We start from the raw sequence: 15,636 nt of genomic DNA, 5'->3' as shown, positions 1-15,636 counted from the left end.
GCGCTGGTGTCGGCTGGTCTGTCCACTCCGGACGTTGATGCGGTGGAAGGCCACGGGACCGGGACGAAGCTGGGTGACCCGATCGAGGCGCACGCCTTGCTGGCGACGTACGGTCAGGAGCGGGAGACGCCGTTGTGGTTGGGTTCGGTGAAGTCGAACATCGGCCACACCCAGGCGGCGGCCGGTGTTGCGGGGATCATCAAGATGGTGCAGGCAATGCGGCACGGTGTGCTGCCGCCGAGCTTGCACGTGGATGAGCCGTCGACACAGGTGGATTGGTCCGCCGGTGCGGTGCGGGTGCTGACCGAGGCCACGCCGTGGCCGGAGACTGATCGGCCGCGTCGGTTCGCGGTGTCCTCCTTCGGGATCAGCGGTACCAACGCGCACACCATCATCGAGGCACCCGAACCGGTCCCACCGGCCGAGCGGGAACCGCGGGACGTGCTGGTGCCGTGGGTGCTCTCGGCCAAGACCGCCGACGCGCTCCCGGCGCAGGCCGTGCAGCTGGCCGACCACCTCCCCGACGGCGGCACCGTGGACATCGGCTGGTCGCTGGCCGCCACCCGGGCGGCACTCGACCATCGGGCCGTGGTGCTCGCCGCGGACCGGGAATCCGGTCTCGCCGCCCTGCGCGACTTGAGCGAGACCGGCACCGGCGACGGCCGCTTGGCCATCCTATTCTCCGGCCAGGGTGCGCAGCGGGCGGGGATGGGCCGGGAGCTGTACGCCCGGTACCCGGTGTTCGCCGCGGCGCTGGACGAGGTGCTGGAACAGCTGGGGATCGAGGGTTTGCGGGAGGTGATGTGGTCCGGGGATGGTCTGGATGAGACGCGGTTCACGCAGCCGGCGTTGTTCGCGGTCGAAACGGCGTTGTTCCGGCTGGTCGAGTCGTGGGGTGTCCGGCCGGACTTCGTGGCTGGGCACAGTGTTGGTGAGATCACCGCGGCGCATGTGGCGGGTGTGTTGTCGCTGGTGGACGCGTGTGCGCTTGTCGAGGCGCGGGGCCGGTTGATGCAGGCGTTGCCGCCTGGTGGGGCGATGCTGGCGGTCCAGGCCACCGAGGAGGAAGCGCAGCAGTGGACTGACGTGTCCATCGCGGCGGTCAACGGCCCGAACGCGGTCGTGCTGTCCGGCACGGAAGAGGCGATCAGCGGGATCGAGGCGGACCGGGCCAAGCGGTTGCCGGTGTCGCACGCGTTCCACTCCAGCCTGATGGAGCCGATGCTGGACGAGTTCGCCCGAGAGTCGGCGGGCCTCACGTTCCACGCGCCGGAGATCCCGGTGGTCTCGAACCTGACCGGCGACCTGGTGACCGAGTTCGGCACCGGCTACTGGGTCCGGCACGTCCGCGACACCGTGCGCTTCGCCGACACGCTGGAAACCTTGCACGCCAACGGGATCCGCACGTTCCTGGAGCTGGGTCCGGACGCCACGCTGACCACCCACGTGGCCGCACTGGCCGACGTGACCGGGATCGCGGCCCTGCGCAAGGACAAGCCGGAGGACGAGTGCCTGCTCCGGGCGTTGGGCGCGGTGCACGTGCGCGGGGTCGCCGTCGATTGGGACGCCTTCTTCGCCCCGCTCGAACCGCGGCGGGTCGACCTGCCCACCTACGCCTTCCGGCACCGGCGTTTCTGGCCCACCCCGGGCGTGGCCGGCGCCGACGTGACCGGGCATCCGCTGCTCACCGCCGTGACCGCCCGCGCGGGCGGTTCGGACGTGGCCCTGACCGGACGGCTGTCCGTGCGGACCCATCCCTGGCTGGCCGATCACGTCGTCGGCGAGCGGATCCTGTTCCCCGGCACCGGGTTCGTCGAACTGGCGATCCGCGCCGGCGACGAGGCCGGCTGCGGCCGGATCGAAGACCTGACCCTGCTGGCGCCGCTGGTCATCCCCGAGCTGGGCGCCGTGGAGGTCCAGGTCTGGGTGGCCGAGCCGGACGCGGCGGGCCTGCGCGCCCTGGACATCCACGCCCGCCCGGACGGCGGCGAGTGGACCCGGCACGCCACCGGAACGCTGGCCCCGGCGGCGGCCCCGCCGACCGACGACGTCACCGCTTGGCCGCCCCCTGGCGCCATCCCGGTGGACACCACCGGGTTCTATGCGGACCTGGCCGCCCTCGGCCTGCACTACGGCCCGGTGTTCCAGGGCGTGCGCGCGGTCTGGCAGGGCGACGGCGGCGACTGGTTCGCCGAAGTCGAGCTGCCCGAAGACGCCCACCAGAGCGGCCTGTGCCTGCACCCGGCACTGCTGGACGCCGCCCTGCACGCCATCCGCTTCGTGCGTTCGGAAGACCGCGACCAGGATGCAGGCCCGGCCCTGCCGTTCGGTTGGCGCGACGTCGACCTGTACGCGCAGGGCGCCGGCACGCTGCGGGTCCGGCTGCACCGCGCCGAAGACGACTCGGTGCGGCTGACCGCGGTCGACGCCACCGGAGCACCGGTGATCGCGGTCGGTGCGCTGGCTCTTCGAGCCATCCCGGCCGAGACCGTGCCGAGCACCCGCGACGGCCTGTTCGGCATCGACTGGACCCCGGTCACGGCCACGACCGAAGCCACCGAGGTGGCCGTGGTCGGGGCCGACCCCTGGCGAGTCGCGGACGCCCTGCGCGGCCACGGCATCCACGTGCGCACCGCACCCGGCTTGACCGCGCTGGACACCCCGCCCGAGGTGGTGCTGGTGAGTGTGGAGGCCACGGGAGAGCTGCCGCAGGCCGCACACACGGCCGCCGGCCGCGCGCTCGAACTGGCCCGGGAGTGGCTGGCGCTGACCGGCTCCGCATCCCGGTTGGTGTTGCTGACCCGCGGCGCCCACGCCGACCGCCCGGCCGCGGCGCCGGTGTGGGGCCTGGTGCGCAGCGCCCGGTCGGAGAACCCCGGCCGCTTCGCTTTGGTGGACCTGGACACCGGCGATATCGACCCGGCCGCGCTGGCCCGGGCGGTGGCCGGCGAGGACAGCGAAGTCTTGATCCGGGACGGCCAGGTACTGGCCGGCCGCTTCGTCCGCGCGGCCACCGACGCGCCCGAGGCCGGGGGTGCCGAGGCATCCGGGCGGCCGGTGCCGGCCGGTGGATTCGTCGGCGAGACGGCTGCGGATCCGGTGGCCGTGGTGGCCGGTGGGCTCACGGGCGCGACCGCTGTTGGTCCGGTGACCGGGGACCGTAAGCGGCCGCTGCCAACCGACCCGGCACCAACCGCGTCCTGGGACCCCGCGCGGCCCGTGCTGATCACCGGCGGGACCGGCGGTCTCGGCCGGCTGCTGGCCCGGCACCTGACCGCACAGGGCTTCCGCCACCTGGTGCTCACCTCCCGCCGCGGACCGGCGGCCGACGGCATCGATGAGCTCGTCGCCGAGCTGGCCGCCGCCGGGACTCGGGTGCAGGTGCTCGCCTGCGATCTCACCGACCCGGCGGCCACCGCCGATCTGGTCGCCCGCTGTGGCGAGCTGACCGCCGTGGTGCACGCCGCCGGGGTGCTGGACGACGGCCTCGTCACCTCGCTCACCCCGGAACGCCTGCACCCCGTGCTGGCGGCCAAGGTCGACGCGGCCTGGCACCTGCACGAGGCCACCCGGCACCGGCCGCTGGCGGGGTTCGTCACCTTCTCCTCGCGGGCCGGCGTGCTCGGCGGCCGCGGCCAGGGCAACTACGCGGCCGGCAACGCCTTCCTCGACGCGCTGGCCGCCCACCGCCGCGCCCAGGGCCTGCCGGGGCAGTCCATCGCCTGGGGATCCTGGGAGCCCACCGGCGGCATGACGGCCACACTGTCGGCCGCCGACCTGGAGCGGATGCGGCGGTCCGGCTTCCCGCCGCTGCCCGCCGCGACCGGTCTGGCCCTCTTCGACGCCGCCCGGGGCACCGATCGCGCGCTGCTGGTGGCGACCGGGTTCGACGCCGTCGCACTGCGGGCCCGGGACGAACTGCCGGAGTTGCTGCGCGGGCTCGTCCGCGTGCCGCAGCGCCGGGCTGCGGTCCGGGGCTCCCAGCCGGTGGCCGCGCTGGGTGACCGGCTGGCCGGCCTGTCGCGGGGCGAGCAGCAGGACACGGTGCTCGGCGCGGTGCGCACCCAGGTCGCCCGGGTGCTCGGGCACGGTGACCCCGGGTCTGTCGGCGCCACGGAGAGCTTCAAGGACCTCGGGTTCGACTCGCTGACCGCCGTCGAGCTGCGCAACGGCCTCACCACGGCCACCGGGCTCAAGCTGCAGGCCACCCTGGTCTTCGACTACCCGACGACGTCGCTGCTGGCCGAGTACCTGATGGGCAAGCTGGCGCCGGTGAACCAGGCCCCGGCCGGGTCCCTGCTGGACGAGCTGGACCGGCTGGAAGCCCTGCTCGACCCGAAGACCGCGAAGGGCCGGGACGGCGAGCGGATCCTGCACCGGCTGGAAAGCCTGACCGCACGAGTCCGGCAATTGTCCTACCCCCAACCGGCCAAGAATGAAGGCCGGACCGATGACGACCTCAGCAGCGTCTCCGTGGACGAGCTGTTCTCGATCATCGATCAGGGTTTCGGTTCCGGACAGGACTGAACGGTTTCGCCGGCACGGTTGGGGTTGAAGGATGCAGGAGCAGCAGGACAAGGTTGTCGAGTACCTGAGGCGCGTGACTGTCGACCTCCGGCAGGCGCAGCAGCGGGTCCGGGAACTGGAGAACCGCGACCGCGAGCCCATCGCGATCGTCGGCATGGGCTGCCGCTACCCCGGCGGGGTGCGTTCGCCCGAAGACCTGTGGCGGCTGGTCGCCGACGGCGTGGACGCCATCTCCGACTTCCCGGCCAACCGCGGCTGGGACGTCGAGGGCATGTACGACCCCGATCCGGAGCAGCCCGGCAAGACCTACACCCGGTCCGGCGGTTTCCTGCACGAGGCCGGCGAGTTCGACGCCGGCTTCTTCGGCATGTCCCCGCGCGAGGCGTTGGCCACCGACTCCCAGCAACGTCAGCTGCTGGAGACGTCGTGGGAAGCGCTGGAGCGGGCCGGCATCGACCCGGTCTCCCTGCGCGGCAGCCGCACCGGCGTGTTCGCCGGCGTCATGTACAACGACTACAACCGCCTGATCGGCGGCAGCGAATACGAGGGCTACCAAGGCACCGGCAGCGCACCCAGCGTGCTCTCCGGCCGGGTGTCCTACACCCTGGGCTTGGAGGGGCCCTCGGTCAGCGTGGACACGGCCTGCTCGTCTTCGCTGGTCGCGTTGCACCTCGCGGCGCAGGCGCTGCGCAACGACGAGTGCACGCTGGCCCTGGCCGGTGGCGTCACCGTGATGTCCACCCCGCGTACCTTCCTCGACTTCTCCCGGCAGCGGGGCCTGTCCGCCGACGGCCGCTGCAAGTCCTACGCCGAGTCCGCCGACGGCGTGGGCTGGGCCGAAGGCGTCGGGGTGCTGGTGCTGGAGCGGTTGTCCGACGCCCGCCGCAACGGCCACCAGGTGCTGGCCGTGGTGCGGGGCAGTGCCGTCAACCAGGATGGTGCGTCCAACGGCCTGACCGCGCCGAACGGCCCATCGCAGCAGCGGGTGATCCGGCAGGCACTGGCGTCGGCCGGGCTGTCCACGCACGACGTCGACGTGGTGGAGGGCCACGGCACCGGCACCACGCTGGGTGACCCGATCGAGGCCCAGGCGTTGCTGGCGACCTACGGCCAAGGGCGGGAGATGCCGCTGTGGCTCGGGTCGCTGAAGTCGAACATCGGGCACACCCAGGCCGCGGCCGGGGTCGCCGGCATCATCAAGATGGTCATGGCCATGCGGCACGGTGTGCTGCCGCGCACGTTGCACGTCGACGCGCCGTCTTCGCACGTGGACTGGGATGCCGGCGCGGTGCACCTGCTGACCGGGACGCGGGACTGGCCCGCGGTGGATCGTCCGCGCCGGGCGGCGGTGTCGTCGTTCGGGATCAGCGGCACCAACGCCCACACCATCATCGAGCAGGCCGAAGCGGTCGAGCAGCAGGCGCTCGCACCCGCACCCGCGCGCGAGCCGGTGCGGGTGCCGTGGCTGCTGGCGGGCCGCACCGCCGAGGCGTTGCGCGGCCAAGCTGCCGCCCTGGCCGACCGGCTGGCCACCCTCGACGCGGACGCCGACGCGGTCGACGTCGGCTGGTCCCTCGTCTCCTCCCGCTCCGCCTTCGAACACCGTGCCGTGGTCCTGGCCGAGGACCGCGAGAGCGGCGCCGAGGCGTTGCGCACCTGGCTGGCCGAAGGCGCGCACCCGGACGTCAGCGCCGGGGTCCTCAGCCGCGGCAAGGTCGCGGTGCTGTTCTCGGGCCAGGGCGCCCAGCGGGCCGGCATGGGCCATGAGCTGGCCGGGCGGTTCCCGGTGTTCGCGGCGGCCCTGGACGAAATCCTGTCCACTCTGGACGTCGACGGGCTGCGCGAGGCGATGTGGTCCGGTGACGGCTTGGACCGGACGGAATTCACGCAGCCGGCGTTGTTCGCGGTCGAGGTGGCGCTGTTCCGGCTGGCCGAGTCGTGGGGTGTGCGGCCGGACTACGTGGCCGGGCACAGCATCGGCGAGATCTCGGCGGCCCACGTGGCCGGGGTGCTGTCGCTGGCCGACGCGTGCCGGCTGGTGGCGGCGCGGGGCCGGTTGATGCAGGCGCTGCCCGCCGGGGGCGCGATGCTGGCCGTGCAGGCGACCGAAGCCGAGGCCGCGGACTGGATCAAGGGCACCCGGGTGGCCATCGCCGCGATCAACGGGCCCGACGCGGTCGTGCTCGCCGGGCCGGAAGAAGAGGTGCTGGCCCTGGCCGAGGGCCGCCGGGCCAAGCGGCTGCCGGTTTCGCACGCGTTCCACTCCGGCCTGATGGACCCGATGCTGGCCGAGTTCGCCCGGGTCCTGGAGGGAATGGAGTTCCACCGTCCGGAGATCCCCGTGGTCTCCAACCTGAGCGGCCGGTTCGAGACCCGGTTCGACGCCGGCTACTGGATGCGGCACGTGCGCGGGACCGTCCGCTTCGCTGACACCCTGCGCTGCCTCTACGACCACGACACCCGCACCTTCCTGGAGCTGGGTCCGGACGCCACGCTCACCACGCACACGGCCGTGCTCGACGGCGTCGTGGCGATTTCCGCGCTGCGCAAGGACAAGCCCGAAGCCGACGCCTTCGTCCGGGCCGCGGCCCGGCTGCACCTGCACGGGGTGGCCGTGGACTGGGCGGCGTTGTTCGCCCCGCTCGAGCCGCGCCGGACCGATCTGCCCACCTATGCCTTCCAGCACCGCACCTACTGGCCGGCCACCCGGGCGGTGGTCGGCGACGCGTCGGGACTCGGGCAGGAGGTCACCGGGCACCCGCTGCTGGCGGCGGCCGTCCCGATGGCCGACGCCTCCGGTGTCGTGCTGACCGGGCGGCTGTCCCGGCATTCGCACCCGTGGTTGTCCGACCACGTGGTCGGCGACCGGATCCTGTTCCCGGGCACCGGGTTCGTGGAGCTGGCGGTGCGGGCCGGGGACGAGGTGGGCTGCGGCCGGGTCGAGGAGCTGACCCTGCTGGCACCGCTGGTCCTGCCCGACCAGGCCGGCGTGCAGGTGCAGGTCCGGGTGGACGCGGCCGCCGACGACGGCCGCCGCACGATCACCGTGTACTCCCGCGTGGAGGGCGGCGAGTGGACGCAGCACGCCGCCGGCACCCTCGCGGCGGACGCGGCCGAGCCGGAGCCCGGCCCGTTCGCGGTCTGGCCGCCCACCGGGGCGCGCCCGGCCGACGTGACGGACTTCTACGCCGGACTGGCCGGCCGCGGCCTGCACTACGGCCCGGTCTTCCAAGGCGTGCAGGCGGTCTGGCAGGGGAGCGCGGGCGAGTGGTTCGCCGAGGTCACCCTGCCGGCGGAGACCGGCACGGACGGTTTCGGCGTGCACCCGGCGTTGCTGGATTCGGCGTTGCACGCGATCGGTTTCACCGGTGTCGGGGGCGATGGTCGGGGTCCGGTGCTGCCGTTCGCGTGGCAGGACGTGAGTTTGCACGCTAGTGGTGCGAGCGCGCTGCGGGTGCGTTTGCTGCGCAAGGCCGATGACACGGTGACGTTGTCGGCGGTGGACCCGGCGGGTGCGCCGGTGCTCAGCGTCGGCGGGTTGACGCTGCGGGCTGCCGACATGTCGGCGGCTGCGGCTGATGGTTTGTTCGAGGTGCGGTGGAGTCCGCTGACCGGGACGGCGCGGACCGGGTTGTCCCGGGTGGCCGTGCTCGGTGCCGAAGACGTCGCCGCGGCTCTGCGGACCGCCGGTGTGGAGGTCACCGCGGCCGACGACCTGGCTTCGCTGGCGGGACCGGAGGTGCCGCGCATTGTGCTGGCGCGGGTGCCGGTGCCGGACGGCGACGACGTCGTGGCCGGGGCGCACGCGGCGAGCCGGGCGGTGCTGGACCTGGTGCGGCGGTGGCTGGCCGAGGAGGCGTTCGCCGGTTCGCGGCTGGTCGTGCTGACCCGGGGTGCCGATGTGGTGACCGCGCCGGTGCTGGGTCTGGTGCGCAGTGCGCGTTCGGAGCACCCGGACCGGTTCGGGCTGCTGGACCTCGATCCGGCGGCCGAAGCGGACGGTGCCCTGCTGGTCGCTGCCCTGGGCAGTGGCTTCAGCGAGCTGCGGCTGCGTGACGGCGTCGTGCTGACCGGCGGGTTGCACAGTGTGGACGCCGGGCTGTCGCTGCCGGGCACGCCCGCGTGGCGGCTGACCATGGTGCACCAGGGTTCCGTCGACGGCGTTTCGCTGGAGCCGTGCGACGCCGACCAGGCCGAGCTGGGCCCGCGCGAGGTCCGGGTGGCCGTGCGCGCGGCCGGGCTGAACTTCCGGGACGTGCTGACCGTCCTGGGCATGTACCCGGGTGACGCCGGCCCGCTGGGCGCCGAGGCGATGGGCGTGGTTGCGGAGGTCGGCACCGAGGTGACCGGCGTGACCGTGGGCGAGCGCGTCATGGGCCGCTTCGCCGGCGGTGTCGGCCCGTTCGCCGTCGTGGACGAGCGCTACCTGGTCCCGGTGCCCGCCGCCTGGTCGGACGCCGAGGGCGCGGGTGCTCCGGTGGTCTACGTGACCGCGCTGTACGGGCTGATCGACGTGGCCGACGTCCGGCCCGGTGACCGGGTGCTGATCCACGCTGGTGCAGGCGGGGTCGGGATGGCGGCGATCCAGGTGGCTCGCTGGCTGGGCGCGGAGGTCTTCGCCACGGCCAGCGAGGCGAAGTGGCCGGTGTTGCGGGAACTCGGTGTCGCCGACGACCACATCGCGTCGTCGCGGACGCTGGAGTTCGAGGAGCAGTTCCGCGTGGTGTCCGGCGGTCACGGTATGGATGTGGTGCTGAATTCGCTGGCCGGCGAGTTCACTGACGCCTCGCTGCGGCTGCTGGCCGAAGGTGGCCGGTTCGCCGAGATGGGCAAGACCGACATCCGCACCGAGGTGCCCGGCTATCGGGCCTTCGACATCGTGGAAGCCGGGCCGGACCGCACGCAGGAGCTACTGCGCCGGCTGCTGGCCCTGGTGGAGCAGGGCGCCGCCACCGCGCTGCCGGTCCGCACCTTCGACGTCCGGCGGGCGCCGGCGGCGATGCGGTGGATGAGTCAGGCCAAGCACGTGGGCAAGATCGTGCTGACCATCCCGCAGGTGTGGGACCACACCCGGCCGGTGGTGATCACCGGCGGGACGGGTGGCTTGGGCCGGTTGGTGGCCCGGCACTTGGTCGAGCGGGGTTTCGGGCATCTGGTGCTGACCAGCCGTCGTGGTCCGGCCGCCGAAGGCATCGGCGAACTGGTGGCCGAGCTGGAGTCGGCCGGGGCGCGGGTCGAGGTCCGGGCTTGCGACCTCACCGACGCCGCGGCGACGACGGCGCTGGTCGACGAGCTCCGGCCGCTGTCCGGTGTGGTGCACGCGGCCGGGGTGCTGGACGACGGTCTCGTGGAGTCGCTGACCCCGGAGCGGCTCGACCGGGTCCTGGCGGCCAAGGTCGACGCGGCGGTCCACCTGCACCGAGCGATCGGTGCCACGCCCCTGGTGGTGTTTTCCTCTATCGCCGGGGTGCTGGGGACGGCGGGCCAGTCCAACTACGCGGCCGGCAACACCTTCCTGGACGCCTTGATGGAGCAGCGCCGGGCCGAAGGCCGGCCCGGCCTGTCGATCGCCTGGGGTGGCTGGGAGCCGACTGGCGGCATGACCGCTTCCCTGTCGGAACAGGACGTGGCGCGGATGCGGCGCACCGGATTCCCGCCCCTGAGCCACGCCGACGGCTTGGCTCTGTTCGACAAGGCGCTGACCTCGGACGTGGCGGCCGTGGTCGCGACCGGGTTCGACGCCGCTGCGCTGCGGGCCCGGGCCGAGGTGCCGCCGATGCTGCGGGCGTTGGCGGGGCCGGCGCGGCCGGTCCGCCGTTCGGCTGCCAGTGCGTCTGGTGCCGGTGATGTTGGCTTCGCGGCGGAGCTGGCGGGTCTGACGTCGGTGCAGCAGCGGGAGCGGGTGCTGGCGTTGATCGGGGCACAGGCCGCAGTGGTGCTGGGCCACGCCGACGCGTCGGAGGTTGGCTCCGAACGGGAGTTCCGCGAACTCGGCTTCGACTCCTTGACCGCGGTCGAGCTGCGCAACCGGCTCGGCCAGGCCACCGGCTTGCGGCTGTCTTCGACGCTGGTGTTCGACCACCCGACCCCCGAGCAGCTCGCCACGCACCTGCTGGACCAGCTCGACCCGCAGGCGGCCGAGACCCCGGTCGTCACCGGGACCGTGGCCGCGGACGACGACCCGATCGTCATCGTCGGCATGGCCTGCCGGTTCCCCGACGGCATCACCACCCCCGAACAGCTTTGGGACGTCGTGGCCGAGGGCCGCGAAACCACCACGCCCTTCCCCGACGACCGCGGCTGGGATCTGGAAACGCTGCTCGGCGGGGGCACCGGCAGCAGCGCCACCGGTTCCGGCGGCTTCCTCACCGACGTGGCCGGGTTCGACGCGGAGTTCTTCGGCATCGCTCCGCGCGAGGCGCTGGCCATGGATCCGCAGCAGCGGCACCTGCTGGAGACGACCTGGGAGGCGCTGGAGCGGTCCGGGATCGACCCGGCCGCGCTGCGCGGTACCCCCGCCGGGGTGTTCATCGGCTCCTCGGCCAGCGGCTATTCCGCGTTGTCGGCCGGCTCGGCCGAGGCCGAGGGGCTGACGCTGACCGGCAACACGCCGAGCGTGATGTCCGGCCGGCTGGCCTACACGCTGGGCCTGGAGGGCCCGGCGGTCACGGTCGACACCGCGTGCTCGTCGTCGCTGGTCGCGCTGCACCTGGCTGCGCAGTCGCTGCGGCAGGGCGAGTGCTCGCTGGCCGTGGTCGGCGGCGCCACCATCCTGTCCGGGCCGTCGTTGTTCGTGGAGTTCTCCCGGCAGGGCGGTCTGGCCGTCGACGGCCGGTGCAAGGCCTACGCCGACGGGGCCGACGGCACCGGCTGGGCCGAAGGCGTCGGTGTCCTCGTGGTCGAGCGGCTGTCCGACGCACGTCGTCACGGCCACCAGGTGCTCGCGGCCGTCCGCGGCAGCGCCGTCAACCAGGACGGCGCGTCCAATGGTTTGACGGCACCGAACGGTCCGTCGCAGCAGCGGGTCATCCGGCAGGCGCTGGTGTCGGCTGGTCTGTCCACTTCGGACGTCGACGTGGTGGAGGGGCACGGGACCGGGACGAAGCTGGGTGACCCGATCGAGGCCCAGGCGCTCCTGGCGACCTACGGTCAGGAGCGGGAGACGCCGTTGTGGCTGGGTTCGGTGAAGTCGAACATCGGCCACACCCAGGCGGCGGCCGGTGTCGCGGGGATCATCAAGATGGTCATGGCGATGCGGCACGGTGTGCTGCCGCGGACGTTGCACGTGGACGAGCCGTCGTCGCATGTGGACTGGGAGTCGGGTGCGGTCGCCCTGCTGACCGAAACCCGGGATTGGCCGGAACAGGACCGTCCGCGTCGCGCGGCGATTTCGTCGTTCGGGATCAGCGGCACCAACGCCCACACCATCCTCGAGAGTGTGCCCGCCGAGACGCCGGCCGAGCCCGAACGCGAGACCGCTCTCGTGCCCTGGCTGCTCTCGGCCAAGTCGCCGGACGCCTTGCAGGCCCAGGCTGCGGCCATGCTCGAGCGAGCCGGCGGCCAGGACAGCGTCGACGTCGGCTGGTCACTGGCCGCCACCCGGACGGCCTTCGAACACCGTGCGGTGGTCTTGGCTCCCGACACGGAAACCGCGCTGTCGTCGTTGCGGGACGGGGACGTGCTGTCCGGCACTCGCGGTCGCGGCAAGCTGGCCGTCCTGTTCTCCGGCCAAGGCGCCCAGCGCGCGGGGATGGGCCGTGAGCTGTACTCGCGCCACCCGGTGTTCGCGGCGGTCTTGGACGAGGTCCTGGGTGAGCTGGGCATCGAGAACCTGCGCGAGGTCATGTGGTCCGGGGAGGGTTTGGACCGGACCGAGTACACGCAGCCGGCGCTGTTCGCCGTCGAGGTGGCGTTGTACCGGCTGATGGAGTCCTGGGGTGTCAAGCCGGACTTCGTGGCCGGGCACAGCGTCGGGGAGATCACGGCGGCCCATGTCGCGGGCGTGTTCTCCCTGGCGGACGCCTGCTCGCTGGTGGCCGCTCGCGGCCGGTTGATGCAGGCGCTGCCGGACGGCGGGGCCATGCTGGCGATCCCGGCCACCGAGGCCGAGGCCCTCGCGTGGATCGACGGCACGGACCTGTCCGTCGCGGCGGTCAACGGCCCCGGCGCCGTGGTGCTGGCCGGGCCGGCGGAGTCGATCGACGCCCTCGAAGTCGAGCGCGCGAAGCGGCTGCCGGTGTCCCACGCGTTCCACTCCGGCCTGATGGAACCGATGCTGGCGGAGTTCGCCCGCGCGCTGGACGGGATCACGTTCCACGAGCCCACGATGCCGGTGGTGTCCAATGTGACCGGTGGGTTCGGCGACCAGGGCAGCATCGAGTACTGGGTCCGGCACGTCCGCGACACGGTCCGCTTCGCCGACGGCCTGACCACCCTGCACGGCGAGGGGGTCCGGACGTTCCTGGAACTCGGCCCGGACAGCACGCTGACCACCCACACCGCCACCCTGGACGGCGTCACCGGGATTCCGGCGCTGCGCAGGGACAAGCCCGAGGACGAGTCCCTGCTCCGGGCGTTGTCGCGGCTGCACATCCAGGGTGCCGCCGTCGACTGGGACGCCTTCTTCGCGCCGCTCAAGCCGCGACGGATCGACCTGCCCACCTACCCCTTCCAGCACCGGGCGTTCTGGCCGACGCCGCGGCTGGCCCGCGCGGACGCGGCCGGCCTTGGCCTGACGGCCACCCACCACCCGCTGCTGGCCGCCGCCGCGGTGCGTGCCGACGGAGCCGACCTCGACGCGGTGCTGACCGGCAGCCTTTCCCTGCGCACGCACCCGTGGCTGGCCGGGCACGTCGTCAACGGACAGGTGCTGTTCCCGGGCACCGGGTTCGTGGAGCTGGCCATCCGGGCCGGCGACGAGGTCGGCTGCGGCGTCGTGGACGAGCTGACCCTGCTCGCCCCGTTGGCGATCCCGGAGCGCGCCGCCGTGCAGCTGCAGGTCTGGGTGACCGAGGCCGACGCCCAGGGGCGGCGCACCCTCACCGTGCATTCCCGCACCGAGCAAGCCGGCTGGGCCCCGCACGCCACCGGCGTCCTGAGCGCTACCCCCGCCGAGCCGGACCGCACCGGCCTGGAGACGTGGCCGCCGTCGGCAACGCCGGTCGACATCGCCGCCTGCTACGCCGAGCTGGCCGCGCTGGGCCTGACCTACGGGCCGCTGTTCCGGGGCCTCGAAGCCGTTTGGCGAGGCGGCCCCGACGAGTGGTTCGCCGAGGTCGCGCTGGATGCCGGCACCGAGCAGTTCGGCCTGCACCCGGCCCTGCTGGACGCGGCCCTGCACAGCCTTCGTTACGGAGGCGACGGCGGCGTCGCCCGGGTGCCGTTCGCTTGGCGGGACGTGTCCCTGCACGCCGAGGGCGCCACCCGCCTGCGGGTCCGCCTGACCCGCCAGGGCGAGGACGCAGTGGCCCTCGCAGCGGTTGACCAGGACGGCGCGCCGGTGCTGACGGTGGGTGCGCTTTCGTTGCGCGCCATCGGCACCGGGCCGCAAACAGCCCGAGCGGGAGCGGAGCTGCTGCGCCTCGAGTGGGCGCCGGTCACGGCCACCAGCCGCACGGGCCTGTCCCGGGTCGCGGTGCTGGGCGCGGACCCGCTCGGCTTGGCCGAGCTCCTCCGCGGCGCGGGTGTGGAGGTGAGGACTGCCGTCGAGCCGGGCGATTTGGTTCGCGGCAGCGGTGTGGAAGTCGAGACCGCCGCTGAGCCGGCTGAGGTGCCGCGGGTGGTGCTGGTCACCGTCCTGCCCGCCGACCCCGATGACCCGGCCGCCGCCGCTCGGCGGGCCGCTGCCGATGTGCTTGCGCTCGTGCAGGTGTGGCTGGCCGAGGACGCCTGCGCCGGCTCGCGGCTGGTGTTCGTCTCCCGAGACAACGGACCGGCCGGCGCCGCGGTGCGGGGGCTGGTCCGCAGCGCCCGCACCGAGAACCCGGACCGGTTCGCCCTGCTGGACCTGGCCGGTGAACCGGATGGTCCGTCGCTGCTCGAGGCGCTCACCTGCGGTGAGGCGGAAACCCGGCTGGCAGCCGGGACCGTCGAATCACCGCGGCTGCGCCGGACCACCGGCGAAAGCCCGCGGACCGGCACGGGAACCGTGCTGATCACCGGCGGCACCGGCGGCGTGGGACGCGTGCTGACCAAGCATCTCCTGGAGCTGGGGGCCGAGCGGGTCGTGCTCGCCAGCCGCCGGGGCACCGCGGACTGGCTGTCCGAGCTGGACGGTTCGGTCGAGGTGCGCACCTGCGACGTCAGCGACGCCGGATCGGTGTCGGCGCTGGTCGACGCCGTGGCCGTGGAACACGGTCTCGGCCTGGTGATCCACGCGGCCGGTGTGCTGGCCGACGGGGTGGTCGGCTCGCTGACGCCGGATTCGTTCGACGCCGTGTTCGCCCCGAAGGTGGACGCTGCCTGGCATCTGCACCGGGCTTTGGAGCGGCACCCGGACACCCGGTTGGTGCTGTTTTCCTCGGTGGCCGGGGTGCTGGGTGCGGCGGGGCAGGGCAATTACGCTGCGGCGAATTCGTTCCTGGATGCGCTGGCCGAAGTGCGGACGGCTGAGGGGCGTCCGACGTTGTCGGTGGCGTGGGGGCCGTGGGCGCTGGCCGATGGTCTGGTGGGCGAGCTGTCGGAGGCCGATCGGGGCCGGATGGCCCGCGCCGGGGTGCCGCCGCTGACCGAAGCTCAGGGCCTGAGCCTGTTCGACGCGGTCATGGGCGCGACCGGCCAGGTGATCGCCACCGGACTCGACCTGCCCGCGTTGCGAGAGCGGCCGTCCGTTCCCGGGGTGCTGCGCGACCTGGCCGGCAGCCCGCGCCGCCGGGTCGCCGCCCGCGGCTCGGTCTCGACTTCCGGTGCGCTGGCGTCGCGGCTGGCCGGACGCCCACCCGCCGAGCAGGCCGGCCTGGTCGCCGAGGTCGTCCGGGGCCGGGTGGCCGCGGTGCTCGGCCACGCCGATTCGGCCGTGTTCGACGCGGACAAGACGTTCCAGGAGCTGGGTTTCGATTCGCTGACGGCGGTGGAGCTGCGCAACGGCCTGGACGCGGCCACGGACTTGCG

At 73.4% G+C, this 15,636-nt stretch carries 2 protein-coding genes; both read left to right on the top strand.

The window, feature by feature from the left end; genetic code table 11:
• Positions 1-6: 6 nt before the first annotated feature.
• Positions 7-4,527 (top strand): SDR family NAD(P)-dependent oxidoreductase, encoded by a 4,521-nt coding sequence (locus AB0F15_RS43265; RefSeq protein WP_360283441.1) that lies wholly within the window; start codon positions 7-9, stop codon positions 4,525-4,527.
• Positions 4,528-4,600: 73 nt separating this feature from the next.
• A partial coding sequence (locus AB0F15_RS43260) for an SDR family NAD(P)-dependent oxidoreductase (protein ID WP_360283439.1) occupies positions 4,601-15,636 on the top strand: 11,036 nt, incomplete at its 3' end.

The organism is Amycolatopsis sp. NPDC026612 (assembly GCF_040638285.1).
GTDB lineage: Bacteria > Actinomycetota > Actinomycetes > Mycobacteriales > Pseudonocardiaceae > Amycolatopsis.
Note: the sequence above shows the minus strand (reverse complement) of the source record. Positions and strands in the feature narration are given on the sequence as shown.